The sequence below is a fragment of the Mesorhizobium sp. 43Arga genome (assembly GCF_053714255.1).
Map to the genome: position 1 here is coordinate 306,923 of NZ_JBSKBO010000005.1, position 24,050 is coordinate 330,972.

A 24,050-nucleotide genomic window follows, 5' to 3' on the forward strand; every position below is an offset into this window, starting at 1 on the left:
CAAAAATTCAGTCGATGCGCCCGAACCAGGCGCCATAGCCGCCAAGCTCGACCGAACCGGGGTTCGCCTGACCGGAAAACCCGTGTCCCGGCAAAGGTTGCAGGGATCGCCTGCCAAGGTCAACCTTGGCCGGCTTGGCGCCGAGGTTGAAGACGCAGACAACCTGCTCATTGCCGGCGCGGCGCGTGAAGGCGACGGTGTCGCCCTCGCTCTCGATGAAGGTGATGTCGCCCTTGGCCAGCGCCGGGTGGGCGCGGCGGAAGCTCAGGAAGCGCCGATAGTGCTCGAGCAGTGAAGCCTGGTCGCCTTGCTGGACATCGACCGCCTGCGCCAGATGTTTTGCCGGCACCGGCAGCCAGGGCTTGGCCTGGGAGAAGCCGCCATTCTTGGCGCCGCCATCCCACACCATGGGCGTGCGGCAGCCGTCGCGGCCCTTGAATTCCGGCCAGAAGCGGATGCCATAGGGGTCCTGCAGATCCTCGAAGCGCAATTCGGCCTCGCCCAGCCCGAGTTCCTCACCCTGGTAGATGCAGACCGAGCCGCGCAGCGACATCAGCAATGCCGAGATGACCTTGAGATAGGCGACAGGGTCGGCCTCGCCGGCGGCCCAGCGCGAAGCCGGACGCATCACGTCATGGTTGGAAAACGCCCAGCACGACCAGCCGTCGCTGGCGACCTTGCCGAAGGCCTCCAGCACCGAACGCACCTTGGCGGCGCTGATCTTTTCCGGCGCCAGGAAGTCGAAGGAATAACACATATGCACGCGCTTGCCGCCGGCCGTATAGGCCGCCACGACTTCCAGCCCGCGCTGCGAATCGCCGACCTCGCCGACAGCGGCGGTTGCCGGATATTCGTCGAGCAAAGCGCGGAAGCGTTCGAGGAAGCCGAGGTTTTCCGGACGGCTCTTGTCGTAGAGATGGTCCTGGTAGTTGTAGGGATTGACCGCGGGCGCGGTCTGGTCGTTGCGTTCTTCAGGCGGCAGCGGCGGATTGTTTTCCAGGCCCTGGCTGTGGAAGTAGAAATTGATCGTGTCCAGGCGGAAGCCGTCGACACCGCGTTCCAGCCAGAAGCGGGTGACGTCGAGCAGCGCGTCCTGGACTTCGCGGTTGTGGAAGTTGAGGTCGGGCTGCTCGGCCAGGAAATTGTGCAGGTAGTATTGCTGGCGGCTGGTGTCCCACTGCCAGGCCGACCCGCCGAAGATCGACAGCCAGTTGTTGGGCGGCGTGCCGTCGGGCCTGGCGTCCGCCCAGACATACCAGTCGGCCTTGGGATTGCCGCGGCTCGATCGGCTTTCCTTGAACCAGGGATGGATGTCGGCGGTGTGCGACAGCACTTCGTCGATCATCACCTTGAGCCCCAGCCGGTGCGCCTCCGCCGTCAGCGCGTCGAAATCGGCCAGCGTGCCGAACATCGGGTCGACGTCGCAATAGTCCGAGACGTCATAGCCGAAATCCTTCATCGGCGATTTGAAGAAGGGCGAGATCCAGATGGCGTCCGCACCCAGCGCCGCGATGTAGGGCAGCCGTCCGATGATGCCTTTGAGGTCGCCGATGCCGTCGCCGTTCGAATCCTGGTAGCTGCGCGGATAGATCTGGTAGATGATCGCGCCTCGCCACCAGTCGCGATCGATGGCGAGGTCGGGGTTCGAACTGGCTTTCAAAGCGGATTGCATGGTCTCAGCCTCCTTTAACCGAACCGGCAAGCAGCCCGCGGACGAAATAGCGCTGCAGCGAGAAGAACACGATCAGCGGCACGATGATCGTCACGAAGGCCGATGTCGTCAGGATCTCCCAATCGCCGCCGCGTGAGCCAAGCAGCGCATTGAGCTTGGCCGTCAGCACGATCTGGTCTGCTTCCGTACCAAGGAAAACCATCGCCACCAGGAGATCGTTCCATACCCACAGGAATTGGAAGATGGCGAAGGAGGCCAGCACCGGGAACGAGAGCGGCAGCACGATCTTGACGAAGATCTCGAAATCGCTGGCGCCGTCGATGCGCGCCGATTCCATGATTTCGCGCGGCAAGCCGGCGATGTAACTGCGCAGAAGGTATATGGCAAAGGGCAGGCCGAAGCCGGTATGCGCCAGCCAGATACCGAGATAGGTTTTCGATGGTACGCCGAAGAACGTGCCGACGCCGTTGTAGAGCTTCAGCAAGGGGATCAGCGACATCTGCAGCGGCACCACCAGGAGGCCGATGATGACTGCGATCAGCAGCGCCCGGCCGGGAAAACGCATCCAGGCCAGCGCGTAGGCGGCAAAGGCAGCGATCAGGATCGGGATGACGGTCGCCGGTATTGTCACCGTCAACGAATTCATGAAGGAGCGCCCGATGCCTTCGGAGAACAGCACGGTCTTGTAGTTTTCGGTGGTGAATTTCGGCGGCGCCGACGAGGCATAGTAGACGCGCTGGCCGCGATCGCCCTCGAACGCCTTGGGCGAGGCCATGACGAAACTGCCATCGGCATTGAGCAGCAAGGTCACGCCGTCTCCAAGATCGGCGGTCGTGCCGGCGGGATATTGCGTCGGCGCCGCCGACTTGACGCCGAAGGCGCTGATGTTGCGCTTGGCGCCATCGCCGAAGATGTTGCCCTCAAGGACGAACTTGCCGTCCTTTTGAACTTGCGTCGAGGCGGCAGGCAAGCGGCCGGCTTCGGTCTGGGTGGAGCTGGAAAAGGAATTCCACCAGCCCGAGGCGATGATCTGGTCCTTGACGCGCAGCGAGGAGACGAGAATGCCGAGCGTCGGGATGGTCCAGATGGCAACGAAGACCAGCACCGCGATGTGGACGCCGAAGCGGCTGGCGAAGGAGTTTCCGGTCGCGACGGCCATCTCAGTGCCCTCCCGTCTCTTTGTTGGCCTGGCGGATGTTCCAGACCATGATTGGAATGACCGCGATCATGATGATGATGGCGATTGTGGCGCCGCGGCCGAAATCGCCGCCGCCGCGGAACATCCAGTCGAACATCAGATTGGCCAGCACCTGGCTGTTCCACTGGCCGTTGGTCATCGTCAGCACGATGTCGAACACTTTCAGCACCAGGATGGTGATCGTGGTCCAGACCACGGCGATGGTGCCCCAGATCTGCGGCACCATGATCTTCCAGAAGATCTGGAACGGGTTGGCGCCGTCGATCACGGCGGCTTCCAGCGTCTCTTCCGGAATGCCGCGCAGCGCCGAGGACAGGATGACCATGGCAAAGCCGGTCTGGATCCAGATCAGGATGATCATCAGGAAGAAATTGTTCCAGAACGGCAGCGATATCCAGACCTGCGGCTGACCGCCGAAGTGCTGGATGATGGCGTTGAGGATGCCGATCTGCGTCTGGCCGTCGCCGCGATACTCGTAGATGAATTTCCAGATCACGCTGGCGCCGACGAAGGAGATGGCCAGCGGCAGGAAGATCAGGCTTTTGGCGATCGTGCCCCACCAGATCTTGTCGGTGAGCACGGCGATGATCAGGCCAAGAAAGGTGCAGGCGGCGGGCACGACTGCCAGCCACAGCACGTTGTTGAGGATCGAGTTGCGGAACTCACGGTCGCCGAAGGCCCATTGGTAGTTGGCCAGACCGACGAAGTTGACGCCGCCGCGATCGAGGAAGGACAGCCGCAGCGTCTCGACCACGGGGTAGATGAGATAGATGGTCAGGATGATCATCGCCGGTCCGACGAACAGCCAGGGCCGGACCAGGCCTTGCCGGCGAAGATTGTCGATGGCCGCGGCGCCGGCGACGCCGCGTGACGGGAATATCACGTCGACCAGTTTGTTGGCGCCCCAGAAATAGGCGACGCAGCCGCCGACGCCGATAATGATGACGAAAATGGCCGAGAAAATCTGAGACGCCATGCATTCCTCCCCTGCGCATGATCCGGCGAAGCTGAGATGACCTCGGGACCAGGCGCCGATTCAGTTGTTTGGAGCGCAAATCGGCCGCAGAGAATGTCTCGCATGCGGATTGCGCTTCATGTCGATGCGCTCATGACGAAAGGCTGCGGTGCGGGCCGCCGTGGGATCCGGGCCGATAAGGTCCGGACCCCGTGCGAGGACTGTGCTCGTCCCCGGATTCGGCCACCGCCTACTTGATGGCGTCCCAGCTCTTCTGGATGTCGGTGGCGACATCCTGCGCGGACTTGCCGCCGACCAGGTCGATCATGCCGGTCCAGAACGCACCGGCGCCGATTTTGCCCGGCATCAGGTCGGACCCGTCGAAGCGGAACGTCGAGGCATTGGCCAGGATTTCGCCCTGTTTGCGCAGCGCGTCGCTGGCATAGGCCTCCTTGTTCACCGACTTGAACGGCGTCACGAAACCGCCCTGGGCCATCCAGATTTCATGCGCCAGCGGCATCTTCAGGAATTCGATGAACGCGCGGGCCGCCTTCGAATCCTTGGTGATCATGGCCAGAGTTCCGGCGCCAAGCACGGGCGTGCCGAGTTCAGGCTTGGAGGCATAGGGCGGGAAATAGAAGAAGTCCGCGTCCTGGCCAACCTTGGTGCCTTGCGGGAAGAAGGTCGGGATGAACGACGCCTGCTTGTGCAGATAACATTTCGGCGGCACCGAGAAGAGACCCTTCGGGCTGTCGCGGAAATCGGTCGCCGCGACCGCCTTGGCGCCACCGTCGACCATCTTGTCGTCGGTCGCGATCTTGCCGAAGATGTCGATGGCGTTGACCACTGCCGGATCGTTGAACGGGATCTCGTTCTTCACCCACTTGTCGTAGACTTCCGGAGGCTGGGTCCGCAGCATCAGGTCCTCGACCCAATCGGTCGCCGGCCAGCCGGTGGCACCGCCCGAGCCGAGCCCGATGCACCATGGCGTGCCGCCATCGGCGATGATCTTCTTTTCAAGATCGGCGAGTTCTTCCTGCGTTTTCGGAACAGTGTAGCCGGCTTCCTTGAAATTGTCCGGCGAGTACCAGACCAGCGATTTCACGTCGGCTTTGTAGGGGAAGGCGAAGAAACCCGGCTTGCCGTCCTTGTCCTTGAAAGTACCAAGGTCGACCCAGGACTGGCCGGCGCCGTAATTGTCCTTGATCCATTTGGCGGTATCGTCGCCGAGCGGCGTCAAAAGCCCCTTCGACGCCAGGTCCTGGATCAGGCCGGGCTGCGGCAGAACGGCGATGTTGGGCGGACTGCCGGCCTGTGTGTCGATGACGATCTGCTGTTCGTAATTTTCTGACGAGGAGTATTTGATCTCGGCGCCGGTCGCTTCCTGGAAATATTCAAGAACCGTGCGGATCAGACCTTCGTCTTCGCCGCGCCACGGCCCGAAGATGGTCAGGGTCTCGCCCTTGAGATCGACTTTCTTGAGCTCTTCGTAATTTGCCCAGTTGAAGCGCTTGTCCTCGCCTGGCTTGAACTTCAGTTCGGCATGCGCGGGCGCATTCAGGGCGAACGTGGCAAACGCAGCGCCCAGCAAAAGCATTTTATTCATCGGTATTCCTCCCAGTGGGTCACACACACCGGACGGAACCTCCATTCCGCCCGCCGACGCCGCAGGACTGTGACTCAGTCGCAAGGGAACCGCAACCTTTCGAAGAGTCTTCCAAAGCGCTTTGGCTTTTCTGATCTCGCCATTGAATCGGTCGGAAGTCAAGAGGCTCGGTTAGCTAATCGATTTAATTTTGCAGATTTTGACATCGAAAAGTGCGCCGCAGCATGGTATTTTGGCAGTGCAACAGCAATTTTTGTTTCAAACTGGTCTCAACCCCGACTATGGTCGTCTCGATACCGTCGCGCCCTTGGGGCGATTGGGTCGATTCAATTTAAAAGCGCTTTGAGGGATGGAGACCATTGTGAACCTCAAGCAGCTCGCGCAGATGCTGGCGCTTTCGCAGACCACGGTAAGCCGGGCATTGAACGGCTATCCGGAGGTCAACGAGGAGACGCGCAGGCGCGTCATGGACGCCGCCAAGCGCCATGGCTACCGCCCCAATCCGAGCGCGCGGCGGCTGGCGACCGGCAAGTCCGGCATGATCGGCTATGTCCTGCCAACGGGCGCGGCCGTCGACATCGACCCGCATTTTGTCGAGTTCCTGTCCGGCCTCGGCGACTATGCCCGCTCACACGAGCTTGACCTCGTGCTGTCGCCGGCCGATGCCGACGACCAGGAGACGACCTATCGGCGCATCGTCGCCAACCGGCAGGTCGACGCCGTCTATATCTCCTCGCCGAGGCTGCAGGACAGTCGGGTGGCGCTGGTCAGCACGCTCGGCATTCCCTTCCTCGTCCATGGCCGTAGCGAAGGCCTCGATTTCGACTATCCCTATCTCGACATCGACAATGAGGGCGCCTTCCACGAAGCGGCGCGGCTGCTGGTCCAGCTCGGCCACCGGCGGCTGGCGCTGATCAATGGCGACGACCGCGAGACCTTCGCCATCCATCGCGAGCGCGGCGTGCGCCGGGCGCTCGCGGCAAGCGGGCTGAGCCTGGGCGAACGCCATGTCTGCTCCGTGGTCATGACCGAGGAGAACGGCTATCGCGCCACCAGGCGTCTGCTCGAGGGGGGCGACGCGCCGACGGCGATCGCCTGCTCCAGCCTGATCATGGCGCTGGGCGCCGTGCGCGCGGTGCGCGACCTCGGCCTCACCATTCCCGGCGATGTCTCGCTGATCGCCCATGACGACGTCTTCCCTTGGCTGAAGCCGGAGAATTTTTCGGTGCCGCTGTCGACGACGCGCTCATCCATCCGCCTAGCCGGCGCCCGCGTCGCCGAGCGCCTTGCGGCGCGCATATCGGGACTGGAAGAAGGCGCCCGCGGCGAAGTCTGGCCGGTGGATCTGGTGGTGCGGGGCTCCGTGGCGGGAGCGCCGGGGTAGGGGCTAGGTCCGATCACAGTCCACGACCGGGTTCTGCCGAGGAGCGCCTTCCAAATGCACGTCACTCAAAAGTGACCTTGGTTTTGAAGCAGCGACGAAGGCCTATTAACGCCGCATTGGCCCGCCTGCTCCAAAATGGGCGGATGAACACGGATCAGCCCAGCGCGGTTTTCGGCCGGCGCGGGCGCGAGGCAGCTCCCGGCGGCATAGCCCCGAAGCTCAGGGAAAAACCTACTCCTTCGCCGCCTCGGCCGCCTTGATGTCGAGGAGCCCATAGCCGAAATCGTTGTCGCGCCCCTTCGGGCCGAGATCCTTGGCGGTGGCTGCCAGCGCCTTCTCGATGTCGTCGGCCGGGCGGCCGGGCGAAGCATGGAGGAGATTGGCGATGGCGCCGCTGACGATCGCCGCGGCGAAGGAGGTGCCGGTAACGACATCCGAGCCGGCGCCGCTTGGTGCCACCATCTCGACCCCGGGCGCCGAAATGAAGAGATAGGCGCCGCGGTTGGCCTGCGGCATCAGAGCGTCCTTGGCGTCGGTCGCGGTCACCGCGATCACGCCGTCGAAGGCCGCGGGGTAGCCATAGGGCGCTTTCGGCCCGTTGTTGCCGGCGGCGGCGACCAGCACTATGCCGAGCGCGCGGGCATTGCGGCAGGCGGCACCGAGCAGGTCGTTCTTCGGTCCGACGAAGCTCATATTGATGATGCTGACGTTCTGTTCCGCCGCCCAGTCGAGCGCCGACAGGATGACATCCATGGTCGACTTGCCGCCTTCGAAGGCGCGGGCGTGGTAGATCCTGGCGCCCGGCGCCATGCCTTCCAGCGCGCCGACGCCGGCGATCAGCCCGTCGATCGAGGTGCCGTGGTCGCGCTTTTCGACCGGCACGTCGGGCATGGCATCGAACTGCGCGGCAATCACGCCGGCCAGCGCCGGATTGCTGTCGTCGATGCCGGTATCGATGACGGCGACGCGGACGTTTTCGCCGCTCGCCTGTTTGGCATCGAGCGCGATGCGCTCGAAGGCATAGTTGACGATGCCGGCGGCCTGCTGCAGCGAATAGATGTGGTTGGGCTCGCGCCGCTGCGTGCGGCCGTCGGCGGCAAGCTGCGCCAGCACGACGCCGACGGGGCGGCCGTCGGGAATGCCGAAGCGCACCAGCGTCGTGCCGAGCAGGCGTGACTGGCGCTGCGAGCGCACTTCAAGGCCGAAGGAGGCGGCGATCTGCTGCACGGCGCCGGCATCGCCGTCGACCGTCACCAGCACCTCGTCGGGCACGAACTCGCCGGCCACGGCGCGCGGCGGCTGAACGGCGATGAGATCGGTCGGCGAGATGGTCGGCCCGCCGGCCGGCGGACCGGCCTGGTCGTTGCCGGGCGGCGTCGCCGGTTCCGGCCGAAGCGGCGGCACCGGTCCCGGAGGCGCGACCGGATTGGGAAACAGGTCGACGATCAGGGCGGGAAGAATGAAGGCGCCCGCCTGGGCAAGCCCCGCACCACCGGCATTGTCGCCGGCACGGCCGGCGTCCTTGGCACAGTCGGCGCCGGCCGCATTGGTGCCGTCGCGGCAGTCGATTTTCGTCTGGCCGCTCTTGGCGGCGTTGGTCTGAGCCGACGCAGGCACGGCGGCGATTGTCATCGCCGCCGCCAAGGTTGCCGCAAATCGAAGGGCCGCCTCAGCCGCCATCAATCGGTTTCCTTCCCTCGATCACAGTGTCGGCGAAAGGCTGGGCCGCAATAAGGCCAAGCTGCTTGGCATAGTCGGCCGCATTGGCGGCAGGCATGCCGATCCGGAACACGCCGTCCGCGGTCGGCCCACCGATGACCTTCAGCCCGTTCCTGCCGAGGAATGCCGAAATGTCGGACATCTTCGCATCCGGCTTGAACTTGACCAGGGCGAACGGCATTTTCGCCAGATCGTCTTGCGCGCCGGCAATTTCGAAATCCTTGCCCTTGCCGCCGGGCTGCACCAGCGACTGCACCGCAATCAGCGCCAGCAGGACCGCGGCCGCCGCCCAGGCGACGCCGACGGGCACCGCCATGAAGCGGCCCCAGGCCTGCGCCAGCCAGGAGGAGCCGGCCGGCTTGCGTGCAGGTCCGGCCTCGGCATCGAGCGCCTTGGCGAAGCGGCTGAGCGCATCGGCTGGCGGGCGGATTGCTTCATTGGCGGCCGATGTGCCGGAGAATTCGGCCTCGGCCTCGCCAAGGGCTGCCATCGCCGCCGGATCGGTCGCCAGCCACTCCTCGACGGCTTCGAGGTCGGAGCCTTCCAGCGAGCCGTTCAGGTAGAACGGCAGCAGCGTTTCCATTTCGTCGCGACGCGACATTTTTTCAGCTGCGCTCATGGCCACCCCCTGTCGTAACCGGCGGCCTTGAGGGCCTCGCCGAGTTTCTTGCGGGCGTAGAACATCCGGGTCTTGACCGTCGCGACCGGGATGGCGAGCACCTCGCCGATCTCTGTCACCGACTGCCCGTGATAATAGGCAAGATCGATCACCGTGCGGTGTTCTTCCGGCAAGGCATCGATGAAGCGGCGCAAGGCGGCGGCCTTGTCCTCTTTCATGGTGACGACCTCCGGCGTGTCGGCGCTGTCCGGCACCGCGGCGGCCGCCTCGTCGTCGATCCAGTCTTCCTTCTTCTTGCGCAGCAGCGACAGCGCCTTGAACCGGGCGATGCCAAGCAGCCATGTCGAGACTTCGGAACGTCCCTCGAAGCCCGGCGCCTGGCGCCACAGCTCAAGGAACACCTCGTTCGCGATATCGTCAGCCATCATTTCCGATCCCGTCTGGCGCGCCACAAAGCGGTAGACCCGCGCGTGGTGACGCATGAACAGGAGCCGCACGGCGGCACGGTCGCCCTTAGCGACCCGGTCGACAAGCGCGCGATCGGTCTCCGTCGCTGCCGTCATGGCCGGTCGAGCCGCCTGGCTCCTGTCTGCTCTGTCGCCGGTCGGTCCAAAAAGGTTCATCCTCCGCCAAGGAATTTGCGGAGGCTAACCGAAGAAAGGGGCGGTTGCCAGTAGCGACGCCTTTCCTTCCCCCTTGTGGGGGAAGGTGGATCGGCGCGCAGCGCCGAGACGGATGAGGGGTGCTCCAGCGGAGTGAGACGTCGGCCTTCCCTGGAACACGTTTGCTCATCCGTCGCCTTCGGCGACACCTTCTCCCGCAAGGGGAGAAGGGAAGAAGCGCTCACCCAAAAACGGTTTCGCCTTCATTGTCACCGGCACCGGCACACCCAGCCGGCTCAGCACCGTCGGCGCCAGTTGCAGCTGGTCGAGCAGCGTATCGGCTTCGGGCCCTTTCGCGGACCCGAAATAATACAGTGCGAAATCCTGCATCTCGTCATCATGGCCGCCATGGTGGCCGCGATCGGTCTGGCCGTGGTCGGCGGTGACCATGACCTCGTAGCCGGCCGCGATCCAGCCCGGCAGGAAGGCCGCCAGCATGCCGTCCATCGCATAGACGGCATGGTCCATCTCGTGGCAGTCATGGCCGAAGCGGTGGCCCATCGAATCCAGCGTGCAGGTGTGCAGGATGCCGTAGTCGATGCCGTGGCGCTTGGTCAGCATGGTCAGCGTCGCGAACAAATCGACATCGCTCGGCGTCATCTGGTTGCGGGCGTTGTAGCCGGTCATTGTGTGGAAGCGGCCGTGCGTGATCGGGCCGCCTGGCTCGTCATATTCCATGTCCTCGACCAGGTCGAACGGGTAGGAGCGGAAGAATTCCGACCAGTAGGAGTGGGTCACCGCGCCGGTCTTGCCGCTGGCCTTGCTGACCTCGGAGAAGATGTCGGGCTGCCCGACGCGAAAGCGGTTCTCGTTGGAAAGAATGCCATGCACCTGCGGCGACACGCCGGTGTGGATCGAGGCGTAGCAGCAGGCCGAGGTCGACGGCAGCACTGAGCGCATCTTCCACACCCGCGCTTCGCCCGATTGCACCCAGCCTTCGAGATTGCCCATCAGCCGGCGCCAGTTGCGATAGGGAACGCCATCGAGGATGATCAGCAGAAGCTTGGACTTGAGCGCCATGGGCTGCTCCATCAGGTCTGGCAGTTGAAACGGGAACGCCGTGGGCCGTTTCGGGCACACGGCGTTCTTACACGTGAATCAGGCAGGCAGGGTCCGGCTAAAGCAATTCCAGGAAAAGTGTGAACGGTTTTCCGCCCGGAATTGCGTCAAGACAGAGAGTTAGAGCATTTCACCGTTTCCGTGAAACGGTGAAATGCTCTAAGCGTTGAGCCAGCACTCACCAAGCGCGTAGCCATCCATCAATTCGCCGATCGGGCTCTTGGCAAAGCCGCCGATCTTGTTGGTGGCGGCGGCATCGATGAACTGGTTGAAGAACGGCACGATCAGGCCGCCCTCGTCGCGCATCAGTACAGCCATGTCGTGGTAGATCGCCTTGCGCTTGGCCTGGTCGAGCTCGCCGCGCGCCGCAAGCAGCATCTTGTCGAATTCCGGCCGCTTGAAGCGCGTGTCGTTCCAGTCGGCGGTCGAGACATAGCCGGTGGAATACATCTGGTCCTGCGTGGCGCGGCCGCCCCAGTAGGAGAGCGAGAAGGGCTGTTTGTTCCAGACTTCCGACCAGTAGCCATCGCCGGGCTCGCGCTTGATCTCGATCTTGATGCCGGCCTTGGCGGCGCTCTGCTGGTAAAGCTGGGCGGCATCGACGGCGCCGGGGAAGGCGACGTCGGAGGTGCGCAGCAGGATCGGGCCGCTGTGGCCCGACTTCTTGTAGAGAGCGGCCGCCTTTTCCGGGTCGAACTTGCGCTGTTCGATGTCGGTCGAAAACAGCGGATAGGCTTCGTTGATCGGGAAGTCGTTGCCGACCGAGCCATAGCCGCGCAGGATCTTCGTCAGCATTTCCTCGCGGTCCATGGCGAGTTTGAGCGCCATGCGCAGGTCGTTATTGTCGAAGGGCGCGGTGTCGCAGAACATGTTGAACGGGTAGTAGCCCTTGCCCGACACGTTCTCGATGCTGACGCCGGGGATGCGCTTGACCAGGTCGACGACCTTGGGCTCGACGCGATTGATCATGTGCACCTGGCCGCCCTGCAGCGCGGCAAGCCGCGCGGTGGCGTCATTGATGACAACGATCTCGATCTGGTCGGCATGGCCTAGTCTGTCGCCTTGCCAGTAATTGGCGAAGCGCTCGCCGCCATGGCGCACGCCCGGTTGGTTGACGGTGACCTTGTAGGGACCGGCGCTGATGCCGGCATTCGGGTTGTCCTTGCCGCCATTCGGCTGGATGACGAGGTGGTAGTCGGCCATCAGATAGGGGAAGTCGGCGTCGGCGTCGCCGAGCGTGACGATGACTTCCTTGCCGCTTGCCTTGACGCCCTTGATGTTCTTGAGGATGCCGAGCGCACCGGATTTGGACTTCTCATCGGCATGGCGCTCGATGGTGGCGGCGATGTCTTCAGCCGTGACGGTCTTGCCGTTGTGGAACTCGATGCCATCGCGCACCTTGATCGTCCAGGTCTTGGCATCCTTCGAAGCGCCGATCTCCTGCGCGATCATATTGGTCAGGCTGTTGTCGGGCATCAGCCGGACCAGATACTCGCCCCATTGCTTGCCGAAGCTGTAGGTGACCTGGCTGAGGTTCAGCGCGGGGTCGAGGCTGTTGGTCGACTCGCCACCCTGCAGGCCGGCCTTGAGGATGCCGCCATTGACCGGCGTCTGCGCGAAGGCTTTCCCGGCCAGTGTCGTTGCCAGCGCCGCCGACACACCCAGTGCCGCCGTGCGGCCAAGGAAGTCGCGGCGCGATATCCGGCCCTGGCCGGCGAGATCGGCGAGATGGTCGAGTTCAGTCCTCATGTTCCTACCCCTTGTTGGAAACAACGTCACGGGCAGCGCCCGTCCGCAAGGACGTGTGGCGCTTTCGTGTTGCATCCGGATGACGACAGCCGCCCGAACGGCAGGTCGGGCTATTCCTTGTCTCACGCAATTCCCGTGGGAAAACCGCTCACACTTTTCCTGGAATTGCTCTAGTTTCCCGCGCTGGCCATGCGCCGCCCCTTGATCGCCTTTTCCAGCCAGCCGATCTCCATCTCCGGGACGGACGACAGGAGAAGGTCGGTATAGGCGTCGAAGGGCGGCGTCAGAACCTTGCTCTTCGAGCCGTAGCGGACCACTTCGCCGCGATACATCACCGCGATCGAATCGGCGATCGACTTCACCGTCGCCAGGTCGTGGGTGATGAAGAGATAGGCGACCTTTTCTTGCTGCTGCAGGTTGAGCAGCAGCTTGAGGATGCCATTGGCCACCAGCGGATCGAGCGCCGAAGTCACCTCGTCGCAAATGATCAGCTTCGGCTTGGCGGCGAGCGAGCGGGCGATGCAGACGCGCTGCTTCTGGCCGCCGGAAAGCTCGGCCGGATAGCGGTCGACGAAGCCCTTGCCCATCTCGATCTCGTCGAGCAGTTCGGCGACCCGCTTGTCGCGTTCCCTGCCGCGCATGCCGAAATAGAATTCGAGCGGCCGGCCGATGATGGTGCCGACGGTCTGGCGCGGGTTCATCGCCACGTCGGCCATCTGATAGATCATCTGCAGCTGGCGCAGATCCTCCTTCGGCCGGTCAGCTAGCCGGTTGGCCAGCGGGCGCCCGTCGAAGGTGACGGTGCCTTGCTCGGGCGGCAAAAGTCCGGTGATGGCGCGCGCCAGCGTCGACTTGCCTGAGCCGGATTCGCCGACCACGGCCAGCGTCTGGCCGGGGTAGATGTCGACCGAGACGTTCTTCAACACCTTGACATGGCCGCCGCCATAGGCAGCGGTGACGTTCTTCACCGACAGGAACGGGGTGGCGCCGGGATTCTGCTCTTGGTGCTCGATCTCATGCACAGAGACCAGCGCATTGGTGTATTCCTGGCGCGGCTCCTTGATGATCTGCCTTGTGCCGCCCCATTCGACCAGACGGCCATGGCGCAGCACCATGATCTCGTCGGAGACCTGGGCGACGACGGCAAGGTCGTGGGTGATGTAGAGTGCCGCCACATGGGTGTCGCGGATGGCGTCCTTGATCGCCGCCAGCACGTCGATCTGCGTCGTCACGTCGAGCGCCGTTGTCGGCTCGTCGAAGACGATCAGATCGGGTTCCGAGCACAGCGCCATCGCCGTCATCACACGCTGCAGCTGGCCGCCCGAGACCTGGTGCGGAAAGCGTTCGCCGATGGTTTCCGGGTTTGGCAGGCTGAGCTTCTTGAACAGCGCGACCGCGCGCTTCTCGGCCTCGGCGCGTGTCGCCGTGCCATGCAGCAGCGTGGCTTCCACCACCTGGTCCATCAGCCGGTGCGCCGGGTTGAAGGCAGCCGCAGCCGATTGCGCGACGTAGCAGACCTCGCGACCGCGCAGTTTGCGGAAACCTTCCTTGCCGCCCTTCAGGATGTCGCGGCCGTTGAGGATCACCTCGCCGCCTGTGATGCGCACACCGCCACGGCCATAGCCCATCGACGACAGGCCGATGGTTGACTTGCCGGCGCCGGATTCGCCGATCAGGCCCAGCACCTTGCCCTTTTCCAGCGTCAGCGAGACATCGTGCACCAGCACGATGTTCTTTGGCGCCTCGCCGGGCGGATAGACCGTAGCCTCGATGCGCAGATTCCGGATATCGAGCAGCACGCCTGGCTTCGCTTTGCTGTCAGCCATCACCCGCGTCCTCCCTTCAGGCTTGTCGTGCGGTTGAGAATCCAGTCGGCGACAAGGTTGACCGAGATGGCGAGCGCGGCGATCGCTCCCGCCGGAATGAGTGCCGCGGCGATGCCGAAGACGATGCCGTCCTTGTTCTCCTTGACCATGCCGCCCCAGTCGGCGTCGGGCGGCTGCACGCCAAGGCCGAGGAAGGACAGCGTCGACAGGAACAGCACCGCATAGATGAAGCGCAGGCCGAGTTCCGAAACCAGCGGCGACAGCGCATTGGGCAGGATCTCGCGGAAGATGATCCAGGCGCTGCCTTCGCCGCGCAGCTTGGCGGCTTCGACATAGTCCATGACGTTGATGTCGACGGCGACCGCGCGCGACAGGCGGTAGACGCGGGTCGAGTCGAGAATGCCCATCACCAGGATCAGCGTCACCAGGTTCGTCGGCAGCACGGAGAGCACGACCAGGCCCATGATCAGGGTCGGGATCGACATCAGCAGGTCGACGAGGCGCGACAGGATCGTGTCGAACCAGCCGCCGAACACCGCCGCCGAGAAACCGAGTATGGCGCCGAGCGAGAAGGACAGCGCGGTGGCCAGCACGGCGATGAACAAGGTAATGCGGGCGCCGTAGATCATGCGCGACAAGAGATCGCGGCCGAGATTGTCGGTGCCCAGCCAGTGCGCGGCCGACATTGGTTCCCAGACGTCGCCGACGATCTCGGCATTGTCGTGCGGCGAGATCCATGGCGCGAAGACCGCCGCCAGCACGAACAGGGCGGTCAGCACCAGGCCGATCAGGGCGGGGATGGGAATGCGTCTTATATCGAGCATGCCCGCCCCCTCACTTTGGGTGTCTGAGACGCGGATTGGCGACGATCGCCGCAATGTCCGCGATGATGTTGAGGCTGATATAGACGGCGGCGAAGATCAGGCCGACCGCCTGCACCACGGGCACGTCGCGCTTGGTGACGTGGTCGACCAGATATTGCCCCATGCCGGGATAGACGAAGATCACCTCGACGACCACGACGCCGACGATGAGATAGGCGAGGTTGAGCATGACGACGTTGATGATCGGCGCGATGGCGTTCGGGAAGGCGTGTTTGCGGATGACGGCGAAGGCCGAGAGCCCCTTGAGCTCCGCCGTCTCGACATAGGCCGACTGCATGACGTTGAGGATCGCGGCACGCGTCATGCGCATCATGTGGGCCAGCACCACCAGCGTCAGCGCCGTCGCCGGCAGCGCGATGGCCTGCATCCGCTCGCCAAAGGGCATGCCGTCATAGACGGTCGAGATGGCGGGGAAGATTTGCCAATGCACCGCGAAGAAATAGACCAGCAGATAGCCGATGAAGAATTCCGGGAACGAGGTCGAGGCGAGCGCCAGCCCGGAGATCAGCTTGTCGACCCAGCCATTGCGGTAGCGCACGGCGATCAGGCCAAGGATGATCGCCAGCGGCACGGCCACGATCGCCGCCCAGAAGGCGAGGAACAGCGTGTTCCACAGCCGGCCCTTGATCGAGGTGGCGATATCCTGGCCACTCGACATGGCGGTGCCGAGGTCGCCGGTCAGCACGCCGCCGAGCCAGTGGAAATACCTGACATAGGCCGGATCGTTGAGGCCGAGCTGTTCGCGCAGATTGGCGAGCGACTCCGGTGTCGCCGATTGTCCCAGAATGGCTTGGGCGACGTCGCCGGGCAGGATTTGCGTGCCGGCGAAGATCAGGACCGAAATGGCCAGCAAAAGGAGGATGCCCAGCGCGATGCGCTGGGCAATTAGCTTCAGGATGGGTGACGACATCTCCGCAAAGCCGGACTCAGGCCTGCAGCCAGCACTTCGCCAGGGCGTAGCCGTTCATCAGTTCCTGGTGCGGATCGTCCACCCAGCCATCGACCTTGGCGCCGGTCGCGTCGATGAACTGGTTGAACATCGGCAGGATCAGGCCGCCTTCGTCGCGCACCATGACGGCCATGTCGTGGTACATCTGCTTGCGCTTGGCTTCGTCGAGTTCGGCGCGCGCCGCCAGCACCATCTTGTCGAAGTCCGGGCGCTTGAAGCGCGTGTCGTTCCAGTCGGCCGTCGACAGATAGGCGGTCGAGTACATCTGGTCCTGGGTCGAGCGGCCGCCCCAGTAAGAGGCGCAGAAGGGCTGCTTGTTCCAGACCTCGTTCCAGTAGCCGTCGCCCGGCTCGCGCTTGATCTCCAGCTTGATGCCGGCCTTGGCCGCGCTCTGCTGATAGAGCTGCGCGGCATCGACGGCGCCGGGGAAGGCGACGTCCGAGGTGCGGAGCAGGATCGAGCCGTCATGGCCAGACTTCTTGAAGTGGAACTTGGCCTTGTCCGGATCGTACTTGCGCTGCTCGATCTCGGTGAACAGCGGATAGGACGCATTGATCGGGAAGTCGTTGCCGAGCGAGCCATAGCCGCGCAGCACCTTCTTCAGCATCTCCTCGCGGTCGATGGCCAGCTTCAGCGCCATCCTGAGGTCGTTGTTGTCGAACGGCGCCGTGTTGCAATGCATGATGAACACGTAATGGCCGGGGCCTGCATGGTTGCGGATGGTGACGCCCGGCACGCGCTTGATAAGGTCGACGATCTTCGGCTCGACGCGGTTGATCATGTTGACCTGGCCGCCCTGCAGGGCCGCCGTGCGCGCCGTCGCGTCATTGATGACGACAACCTCGATCTGGTCGGCATGGCCCATCTTGTCGCCCTGCCAGTAATTGGCGAAACGCTCGCCGCCATGGCGCACGCCGGGCTCGTTGGTCTTGACCACATACGGGCCGGCCGAAATGCCGGCATCGGGCTTGTCCTTGCCGCCATTGGGCTGGACGATCAGGTGGTAGTCGCTGAGCAGATAGGGAAGGTCGGCATTGGGCTCCTTCAGCGTCAGCACCACTTCCTTGCCGCTCGCCTTGATGGTCGCGATGCCCTTCATGTAGCCGAGCGCGCCAGACTTCGACTTCTCGTCCGAGTGGCGCTCCAGCGTGGCGGCCACATCCTCGGCGGTCACGGTCTTGCCGTTGTGGAACTCGACCCCGTCGCGGATCTTCAGGGTCCAGGTCTTTGCATCGTCGGAAGAGCCGATCTCTTCGGCGATGCGGTTCTCGAGCTTGCCGTCCGGCGACAGCTCGACGATCATTTCGCCCCAGCACTTGCCAAAGGCGAACGGCACCTGCGTCATCATCAGCGCCGGATCGAGGCTGTTGGTGGATTCACCGCCGACCAGGCCGGCCTTCAGCGTGCCGCCCTTGACCGGGCCTGCCGCGCGCGCCGCGCTTGAAAGCAGCGAATTGGCGAAGGGTGCGGCGATGCCGAGCGCTGCCGCCCGACCGAGAAAATCACGACGGCTCAGCTTGCCTGCAGCAACGCGTCGGCTCAGGAATTCCAGTTCGTTCGACATTTTAAGTTCCTCACTCTGTTGGTTCGACTCTGCGGTCGACTTTCTTGCTTCTTGTGAGGGGAATAATGACCGTAACGGAAACCGGTAAGCAAGACCGAATGCGACATGCCGTGGCGTAAATCGTACGTCGTATTTGGACCAAGGGTGTCAGCGCTCAAACAAGCGCGCGTGGAATCTTTTCCTCGAAATTGCGCTCGAACACGATTTTTTCGCCCTCATAGGCCTCGATTCTGGCGCTGACGATAAAGTTTTGTGCGTCTGATCGCATCTCGGCCCATGTCTCGGTTCGCACCGACCATCCATTTCGCGACAGTGTCTGCGTCCAGTGTGTTTTCCCCGAGGCCGACAATGGATCGTCAGGATGGATCGTCCATGTTTCGCGGGCGATGCTGCCATTGACCAGGCCGTGCTCGAGATCGCGCACCGCGCCGAAATCATCCGCTATGGAAAGCGTGACGATCCCGGTCTTTTCGTCGCGATCGACATGGCGCTCGGAATTGGCTGCACGGATCGTCTCGGTCGCCCAGGGCGTAGCGCCTTCCGGTTCGGCGAACGTCGCTTCGTTGCCTTTTGCCAGCGGCCGCAACGGCAAGGCAAGTGTCGCTGCCGACAAGGTCAGGCGGACCGGCTCCGGCGAGGGCCAGATCATGGGCCAATAGGCGTTCGACACGGCGATGCGCAGGCGATGGCCGGCCGGCACGCGATAGGCGCATTGATCGAGCACGACGCGCGCCGACACGGTCTCGCCCGGCACCAGGGCCCGCGGGAATTCGTGCGAGTCGCGATGCGTCAAATTGAGCACGCCATAGGAGATCAGTTCGGAAGCGCCGTCGGGATGGACGTCGCAGAGCCGCACCGCGATGTTGGCCTGCAGGCGATCGGAAGCGAACGTGACCTCGACTTCCGGCGCGCCGACAATGTCGATGGCCTCGGTTAATTCCGGCTGGTCGAAACAGACAGACAATGCATCGTCGGGACGCTGGTCGCCCGGCAATTCAGGGCCGAAGGTGAATGGAAAATATTCGCCGCCGGCGAGGCCGCAACTCTGCGGCGAGGCGACGATGGCCGGTTTGCTCCCCTTGGAGAGCAGATCGATGGTACGCACCTTGATCGCGGGCGACGGCCATTGTTGTTCCGCCACCCAGCGGCCGGGCCGCTCGGGATGCCAGCGGGCCGGGCGCACGCTGTCCATCACATAGGCGCGGTAGGCGGGATCGTCCTCGACGCCCGTCTCGACGCCCTTCAGCCAGCGGTCCCACCAGCGCAGCGCCACCTGCAGGAAGCCGATGGCCGGCTGGGGGCCGGCATAGTGCGGGTATTTGTGGATCCAGGGGCCGACAATGCCCTTGACCGGCGCCTCGATGTTGCTGACGAGGTGCGAGATCGTGTTGCGGTAACCGTCATGCCAGCCGCCGATCGACAGAACGGCGGCCTTGACGGCGGAAAAATCCTCGCAGATCGAGCCGCGCTTCCAATAGGCGTCGCGGTGCTGGTGGCTGAGCCACAGCGACAAAAGGAAGGGCTGGTTCTCCAGCCGGGTCAGCCACAGATCGCGCCACCTGTTGTCGCCGGCGATCAGCGGGTCCGGCGGCCGTGACGAATAGGACAGCATCGTCGAGGCCCAGCCGAAATTCTCGATCAGCAGGCAGCCGCCCTTGTAGTGGATGTCGTCGGCATAGCGGTCGACGGTCGAGCACAGGCTGATCACCGCCTTCAGCGCCGGCGGTTCTTTGGCCGCAACCTGCAGGCAGTTGAAGCCGCCCCAGGAGATCCCCATCATGCCGACATTGCCGTTGCACCAGGGTTGAGCCGCCGCCCAGGCGATCACGTCGCAGGCGTCCTGCAATTCCTGCTCGGAATATTCGTCGTCCATCAGCCCTTCGGAATCGCCATTGCCGCGCATGTCGACGCGGATCGAGGCGTAGCCGTGCCCGGCGAAATAGGGATGCGTCAGCTGATCGCGAAAGATGGTGCCGTCGCGCTTGCGGTAGGGCAGGTGCTCGAGGATGACAGGTACCGGATCGTCGCCGGCATCCTGCGGCATCCAAACCCGCGCCGACAGCCGGCAGCCATCCGGCATGACGATGCCCATATCGGGGAATTCGACGACCTTGCGGGGAAACTCGGTGACGGTTTTCATGGCCCGCATAACGCCCCGCGGCGCCGCAACTTTCAATCGCCATTCGCGACTGGAGCAGCGAATTATGCGACCTGTGCCGCTACCTGCCGCACACGCTCAATTCAGCGGGATGTCGTTGTCGCCCTTGCTCGCCTGGTAGGCGTCGGACAGCTCGTCGTAGCGTGCCGAAATCTTGCCGATGCGCGTCTCCAGGCGCTGGCGTTCGGCCTCGGGCAGCGCGCGCACCATCCTGCGGATCGAAAAACTCTTCCAATAGGCATTCTCGGCGTTGTAGCCGCCGGGGTCGAGGGTAAAGACCTCTTTCAGGATTTTCAGGTCGTGCGGGATGGCAAAACTGTCGCGCGAATCCTCGTGGCTGAAGAGATAGTAGAAATTGTCGAAGCCGGTCCAGGTGATCGCCGACAGGCAGAGCGAGCAGGGCTCATGCGTGGCGACGAACAGCGCGTCCTTGGTGTCGACGCGCTCGGCCCTTGGCATTTCGTAGAACCGTTTCAGGCAATGCACCTCGCCATGCCAGAGCGGGTTTTCGATCTCGTTGTTGGTCTCGGCCAGCACCAGCGAACGGTCGTCCTTACGCAGGATCGCCGCGCCGAACAGCTTGTTGCCGTGGGCGACGCCTTCCGCCGTCTTCGGCACGATGTCGTGCTCGATCACATCGAGCAGGCGGTCGATCAGCGATATATCGGTCATGGGGATCAAAAGCTTTCAGGGGAGATGGATCTCGTAGGCATGCGAGAAATGAAACTCTTCGAGATTGGAGCCGTCGCCGCCACGGTCGACAATCAGGAAATCCTGGGGCTCGCCGAGCGGCGTCAGCACACCGTGCCAGAGATTGCGGGAATAGTTGATGCCTTGTCCGGGTGCGGTGATGAAGGCGTTCGGCTCGCCCGGCCCTTCCTTGCCGTCATGGCAGACGACGACCAGGAACGGGCGCGGCGACAGCGGAATGAAGGCCTGGCTGCCGAAGGGGTGGCGCTCGACCATGGTCAGTTTCAGCGGCAGCTCATAGGGCGTGCCGCGCACCATCGAGATCAGCACGCGAGCGTTCGGCCCCGCGGCCTCTGCGGTAGCGAGGCCGTGGTAGCGTTCGGCCTTGCCGCCATTGATCGGGTAGTGGTTGTCGCCACCCATGTCGATGACATCGCCGAAGGGGGCAAAGGTCTCCCGGGTCAGCGGCCGCGCGACGACGCGGGTCACCGCGCGCGGCCGCCAATGCCAGCCCCGCCGAGCTTGGCGTGCCGGTTGACGTCCTTGTAGAGCAAATAGCGGAATTTGCCGGGGCCGCCGGCATAGCAGGCCTGCGGGCAGAAGGCGCGCAGCCACATATAGTCGCCGGCCTCGACCTCGACCCAGTCCTGGTTGAGGCGGTAGACCGCCTTGCCTTCCAGCACATAGAGCCCGTGTTCCATCACATGCGTCTCGGCGAAGGGAATGACCGCGCCCGGCTCGAGCGTGACGATGGTCATGTGCATGTCGTGGCGCAGATCGGCGGGATCGACGAAGCGTGTCGTTGCCCAGCGGCCTTCGGTGCCCGGCATCGGCGTTGGCGCGATATCCTGCTCGTTGGTGAAGAAGGCTTCCGGAATGTCGAGGCCGTCAACCACTTCGTAAGCCTTGCGAATCCAGTGGAAGCGGACTGCCGCCTTGGCCTCGTTGCGAACCGTCCAGCCGCTGGCCGGCGGCAGGAAGGCAAAGCCGCCGGGCCGCAACACATGCTTCTTGCCGGAAAGCAGAACGGTCAGCTCGCCCTCGACCACGAACAGGGCGCCTTCGGCGCTGGTATCGGGCTCCGGCCGGTCGCTGCCGCCGCCGGGCTCCACCTCGACAATGTATTGCGAGAACGTCTCGGCAAAACCGGACAGCGGCCGCGACAGGATCCAGACGCGGGTCTTGTCCCAGAACGGCAAGGCGCTGGTGACGATGTCCTGCATCACGCCTTTGGGGATGACGGCATAGGCCTCGGTGAAGACGGCGCGGCCTGTCAGCAATTCAGATTGGCCGGGATGGCCGCCATGTGGTGCGTAGTAGGTGCGCTCTGGCATCCTGATCGTATCCATGGGTTCAAACCTATTGCGGTAGCATGTCTCTGAGGCGGAGCAGCGCGATGCGCTCGACCTGTTTGCAGGCGGTCTCGAATTCGACGCCGCGGCTGTTGCCGATGCGCGCCTCGAATTCCGCCAGGATCTCCTCCTTGGTCTTGCCCTTCACCGCAATGATGAAGGGGAAACCGAAGGTGGTGACGTAGGCGGCGTTGAGCTTGGAGAACAGTTCGCGTTCCTTGTCGGTCAGCGCGTCGAGGCCGGCGGAGGCTTGCTCCCTGGTCGATTCCGCCGTCAGCCGCCTGGCCTTGGCCAGCTTGCCGGCAAGGTCGGGATGGGCGTTGAGCACGCCCAGCCGCTCGCTCTCGCTGGCGGCGCGAAAGATGCGGCAAAGCGCATTGTGGAGCCCGCCCGCCGTATCGTGCGCCGGGCCCAGCTCCAGCTCGTAGGCGCGTTCGGCAATCCAGGGCGAATGCTCGAACACGCCGCCGAAAGTGTGGACGAAAGTTTCGAATTCCATCTTCGACGGGCGCAGCGCCGCCGGCTTGTAGGGATGGTTCTCCTGCCAGTGCTTGGCGATGTCGATGCGCCGCGCCAGCCAGACCTTGTCATGCGATCGGACATAGTCGACGAAGCGCTTCAGCGCCGCCACCCGGCCCGGCCGCCCGACGAGGCGGCAATGCAGGCCGATGTTCATCATGCGCGGCCGCCCGGCCTGGCCCTCGGCATAGAGCGTGTCGAAACTATCCTTGAGATAGGCGAAGAACTGGTCGCCTGAATTGAAGCCCTGCGGCGTGGCGAAGCGCATGTCGTTGGCGTCGAGCGTATAGGGGATGATGAGCTGCGTGCCGCCACTGTGCTCGAACCAGTAGGGCAGTTCGTCGTCATAGGTGTCGGAGACGTAGTCGAAGCCGCCTTCTTCGGCCACCAGCCGCACCGTGTTGACCGAGGTGCGGCCCGTATACCAGCCGGTCGGGCGCTGGCCCGTCACCTCGTAGTGCAGCTTGATCGCCGCTTCGAGGTCGCGGCGCTCGTCTTCGGCGCTGTGGTCGCGGTAGTCGATCCATCGCAACCCATGCGATGCGATCTCCCACCCGGCGTCCTGCATGGCCGCGACCTGGTCGGGCGAGCGGGCGAGTGCTGTGGCGACGCCGTAGCAGGTTACCGGGACTTGCGATTCGCTGAACAGGCGCAGCAGCCGCCAGAAGCCGGCCCGCGCGCCATATTCGTAGATCGATTCCATGTTCCAGTGGCGCTGGCCCACCCAGGGTGCGGCGCCGACGATCTCCGACAGGAAGGCTTCCGAAGCCTTGTCGCCGTGCAGCACGCAATTCTCGCCGCCCTCTTCGTAATTGACGACGAACTGCACGGCGACATGCGCCCCGCCGGGCCATGCCGGATCCGGTGGATTGGCTCCGTAGCCGCGCATGTCTCTTTCGTAACGCATTGCCCCTCCTGCCGGACGCCGCCGAAGTTGTGATCAGGATAGTCGAAAGGGTTGCCGCCGCATTCCCTTGAAATTTTTGAAAGTGTTTTTGTGCCGCTCCGCTCGACCGGGACTTATGCATCGCCTTTAATTGGCGCACAATTCATTGCTTTGTTCGACTGTATCGGGCCAGTTCGTTCATATTGGAAATGGGAGGCGCCAGTGGCAGAAACGTCGAGAGCCGATGGCGGACGTCTGACGACGCATGTCCTCGACACCGCGACCGGCAAGCCGGCGGCCGGGTTGTCGATCGCGCTCTATCGTCTCGACGGTTCGGCCAGGACGCATCTGAAGACGGTCGCGACCAATATCGACGGCCGTTGCGACGCGCCGCTGCTGGCGGGCGCCGAGTTCCGCGCCGGCGAATATGAACTGGTGTTCGCGGCTGGTGACTATCTGCGCGACCAGGGCGCAAAACTGCCCGAGCCTGCCTTCCTTGACAGCGTGCCGATCCGTTTCGGCATGGCGGAGGCGGTGCATTATCACGTGCCATTGCTGATCTCGCCCTATGGCTATTCGACCTACAGGGGGAGCTGAGG

Annotated in this window: 20 protein-coding genes; 2 read left to right on the forward strand and 18 right to left on the reverse strand. The window is 63.7% G+C overall.

The genetic code is table 11. The annotated features are described in order from the left end of the window. Positions 1-7: 7 nt before the first annotated feature. The 4 genes from bglA to ACWGS8_RS19715 form a co-directional block, all read right to left on the reverse strand. On the reverse strand, positions 8-1,672 hold the full coding sequence (bglA, locus tag ACWGS8_RS19700) for a beta-galactosidase BglA (RefSeq protein ID WP_454582484.1): 1,665 nt from the start codon (positions 1,670-1,672) through the stop codon (positions 8-10). Between the two features lie 4 nt (positions 1,673-1,676). Then, positions 1,677-2,831, reverse strand: a complete 1,155-nt coding sequence (locus ACWGS8_RS19705; RefSeq protein WP_010912955.1) for a carbohydrate ABC transporter permease — start codon at positions 2,829-2,831, stop codon at positions 1,677-1,679. Position 2,832: 1 nt separating this feature from the next. After that, the gene (locus tag ACWGS8_RS19710; protein ID WP_032932653.1) at positions 2,833-3,846 is read right to left on the reverse strand and encodes a carbohydrate ABC transporter permease; all 1,014 of its coding nucleotides are present in this window, start codon (positions 3,844-3,846) and stop codon (positions 2,833-2,835) included. 229 nt (positions 3,847-4,075) lie between these two features. After that, a complete protein-coding gene (locus ACWGS8_RS19715) occupies positions 4,076-5,431 on the reverse strand; it encodes an ABC transporter substrate-binding protein (RefSeq protein ID WP_032932654.1) in 1,356 nt (451 codons plus the stop codon). A 361-nt stretch (positions 5,432-5,792) separates the two neighbouring features. Between ACWGS8_RS19715 and ACWGS8_RS19720 the strand changes: the two genes are divergently transcribed. Beyond that, entirely contained in the window at positions 5,793-6,815 is a 1,023-nt protein-coding gene (locus ACWGS8_RS19720; RefSeq protein WP_454582485.1) for a substrate-binding domain-containing protein, read from the forward strand. Positions 6,816-7,046: 231 nt separating this feature from the next. On the opposite strand, the gene ACWGS8_RS19725 is transcribed toward ACWGS8_RS19720, so the two are convergent. From ACWGS8_RS19725 to puuE, 14 genes are all read right to left on the reverse strand, one after another. Further along, the gene (locus tag ACWGS8_RS19725) at positions 7,047-8,495 is read right to left on the reverse strand and encodes a S8 family serine peptidase (RefSeq protein ID WP_454582486.1); all 1,449 of its coding nucleotides are present in this window, start codon (positions 8,493-8,495) and stop codon (positions 7,047-7,049) included. Next, positions 8,485-9,153 (reverse strand): anti-sigma factor, encoded by a 669-nt coding sequence (locus ACWGS8_RS19730; RefSeq protein ID WP_454582487.1) that lies wholly within the window; start codon positions 9,151-9,153, stop codon positions 8,485-8,487. The genes ACWGS8_RS19725 and ACWGS8_RS19730 overlap by 11 nt, the downstream gene beginning before the upstream one ends. Then, positions 9,150-9,716, reverse strand: a complete 567-nt coding sequence (locus ACWGS8_RS19735; RefSeq protein WP_038651547.1) for a sigma-70 family RNA polymerase sigma factor — start codon at positions 9,714-9,716, stop codon at positions 9,150-9,152. The genes ACWGS8_RS19730 and ACWGS8_RS19735 overlap by 4 nt, the downstream gene beginning before the upstream one ends. Positions 9,717-9,941: 225 nt before the next feature. Continuing rightward, a complete protein-coding gene (locus ACWGS8_RS19740) occupies positions 9,942-10,835 on the reverse strand; it encodes an alkaline phosphatase family protein (protein WP_454582488.1) in 894 nt (297 codons plus the stop codon). 198 nt (positions 10,836-11,033) lie between these two features. After that, on the reverse strand, positions 11,034-12,623 hold the full coding sequence (locus ACWGS8_RS19745; RefSeq protein WP_454582489.1) for an ABC transporter substrate-binding protein: 1,590 nt from the start codon (positions 12,621-12,623) through the stop codon (positions 11,034-11,036). Between the two features lie 170 nt (positions 12,624-12,793). Then, a complete protein-coding gene (locus ACWGS8_RS19750) occupies positions 12,794-14,449 on the reverse strand; it encodes an ABC transporter ATP-binding protein (protein WP_454582490.1) in 1,656 nt (551 codons plus the stop codon). Continuing rightward, complete coding sequence (locus ACWGS8_RS19755; protein ID WP_454582491.1) at positions 14,449-15,273, reverse strand: ABC transporter permease; 825 nt, start codon at positions 15,271-15,273, stop codon at positions 14,449-14,451. The genes ACWGS8_RS19750 and ACWGS8_RS19755 overlap by 1 nt, the downstream gene beginning before the upstream one ends. Positions 15,274-15,283: 10 nt before the next feature. Continuing rightward, on the reverse strand, positions 15,284-16,243 hold the full coding sequence (locus ACWGS8_RS19760) for an ABC transporter permease (RefSeq protein ID WP_454582492.1): 960 nt from the start codon (positions 16,241-16,243) through the stop codon (positions 15,284-15,286). A gap of 16 nt (positions 16,244-16,259) precedes the next feature. Beyond that, positions 16,260-17,846, reverse strand: a complete 1,587-nt coding sequence (locus ACWGS8_RS19765; protein ID WP_454582493.1) for an ABC transporter substrate-binding protein — start codon at positions 17,844-17,846, stop codon at positions 16,260-16,262. A gap of 154 nt (positions 17,847-18,000) precedes the next feature. Next, positions 18,001-19,986, reverse strand: coding sequence for a CocE/NonD family hydrolase (locus tag ACWGS8_RS19770; RefSeq protein ID WP_454582494.1), 1,986 nt, complete (start codon positions 19,984-19,986; stop codon positions 18,001-18,003). Between the two features lie 96 nt (positions 19,987-20,082). Then, the gene (locus tag ACWGS8_RS19775; RefSeq protein ID WP_454582495.1) at positions 20,083-20,676 is read right to left on the reverse strand and encodes a nucleoside deaminase; all 594 of its coding nucleotides are present in this window, start codon (positions 20,674-20,676) and stop codon (positions 20,083-20,085) included. Between the two features lie 15 nt (positions 20,677-20,691). Then, entirely contained in the window at positions 20,692-21,183 is a 492-nt protein-coding gene (locus ACWGS8_RS19780) for an ureidoglycolate lyase (RefSeq protein ID WP_454582496.1), read from the reverse strand. Further along, positions 21,180-22,043 (reverse strand): bifunctional allantoicase/(S)-ureidoglycine aminohydrolase, encoded by an 864-nt coding sequence (locus tag ACWGS8_RS19785; RefSeq protein WP_454582497.1) that lies wholly within the window; start codon positions 22,041-22,043, stop codon positions 21,180-21,182. Before ACWGS8_RS19785 ends, ACWGS8_RS19780 begins: the two co-directional genes overlap by 4 nt. Before the next feature lie 10 nt (positions 22,044-22,053). Further along, the gene (gene puuE / locus ACWGS8_RS19790; RefSeq protein WP_454582498.1) at positions 22,054-23,472 is read right to left on the reverse strand and encodes an allantoinase PuuE; all 1,419 of its coding nucleotides are present in this window, start codon (positions 23,470-23,472) and stop codon (positions 22,054-22,056) included. 201 nt (positions 23,473-23,673) lie between these two features. Between puuE and uraH the strand changes: the two genes are divergently transcribed. Continuing rightward, complete coding sequence (uraH, locus tag ACWGS8_RS19795) at positions 23,674-24,048, forward strand: hydroxyisourate hydrolase (RefSeq protein ID WP_454582499.1); 375 nt, start codon at positions 23,674-23,676, stop codon at positions 24,046-24,048. Positions 24,049-24,050 lie beyond the last annotated feature (2 nt).

What these genes read in the sequence shown, in the direction of transcription:
- puuE (WP_454582498.1), bottom strand. Translation starts at nt 23,472, where the DNA reads ATGCGTTACGAAAGAGACATGCGCGGCTACGGAGCCAATCCACCGGAT.
- ACWGS8_RS19745 (WP_454582489.1), bottom strand. Translation starts at nt 12,623, where the DNA reads ATGAGGACTGAACTCGACCATCTCGCCGATCTCGCCGGCCAGGGCCGG.
- ACWGS8_RS19755 (WP_454582491.1), bottom strand. Translation starts at nt 15,273, where the DNA reads ATGCTCGATATAAGACGCATTCCCATCCCCGCCCTGATCGGCCTGGTG.
- ACWGS8_RS19770 (WP_454582494.1), bottom strand. Translation starts at nt 19,986, where the DNA reads ATGAAAACCGTCACCGAGTTTCCCCGCAAGGTCGTCGAATTCCCCGAT.
- ACWGS8_RS19750 (WP_454582490.1), bottom strand. Translation starts at nt 14,449, where the DNA reads ATGGCTGACAGCAAAGCGAAGCCAGGCGTGCTGCTCGATATCCGGAAT.
- ACWGS8_RS19715 (WP_032932654.1), bottom strand. Translation starts at nt 5,431, where the DNA reads ATGAATAAAATGCTTTTGCTGGGCGCTGCGTTTGCCACGTTCGCCCTG.
- ACWGS8_RS19760 (WP_454582492.1), bottom strand. Translation starts at nt 16,243, where the DNA reads ATGTCGTCACCCATCCTGAAGCTAATTGCCCAGCGCATCGCGCTGGGC.
- ACWGS8_RS19765 (WP_454582493.1), bottom strand. Translation starts at nt 17,846, where the DNA reads ATGTCGAACGAACTGGAATTCCTGAGCCGACGCGTTGCTGCAGGCAAG.
- ACWGS8_RS19735 (WP_038651547.1), bottom strand. Translation starts at nt 9,716, where the DNA reads ATGACGGCAGCGACGGAGACCGATCGCGCGCTTGTCGACCGGGTCGCT.
- ACWGS8_RS19705 (WP_010912955.1), bottom strand. Translation starts at nt 2,831, where the DNA reads ATGGCCGTCGCGACCGGAAACTCCTTCGCCAGCCGCTTCGGCGTCCAC.
- bglA (WP_454582484.1), bottom strand. Translation starts at nt 1,672, where the DNA reads ATGCAATCCGCTTTGAAAGCCAGTTCGAACCCCGACCTCGCCATCGAT.
- ACWGS8_RS19725 (WP_454582486.1), bottom strand. Translation starts at nt 8,495, where the DNA reads ATGGCGGCTGAGGCGGCCCTTCGATTTGCGGCAACCTTGGCGGCGGCG.
- ACWGS8_RS19785 (WP_454582497.1), bottom strand. Translation starts at nt 22,043, where the DNA reads ATGGATACGATCAGGATGCCAGAGCGCACCTACTACGCACCACATGGC.
- ACWGS8_RS19730 (WP_454582487.1), bottom strand. Translation starts at nt 9,153, where the DNA reads ATGAGCGCAGCTGAAAAAATGTCGCGTCGCGACGAAATGGAAACGCTG.
- ACWGS8_RS19710 (WP_032932653.1), bottom strand. Translation starts at nt 3,846, where the DNA reads ATGGCGTCTCAGATTTTCTCGGCCATTTTCGTCATCATTATCGGCGTC.
- ACWGS8_RS19740 (WP_454582488.1), bottom strand. Translation starts at nt 10,835, where the DNA reads ATGGCGCTCAAGTCCAAGCTTCTGCTGATCATCCTCGATGGCGTTCCC.
- ACWGS8_RS19775 (WP_454582495.1), bottom strand. Translation starts at nt 20,676, where the DNA reads ATGACCGATATATCGCTGATCGACCGCCTGCTCGATGTGATCGAGCAC.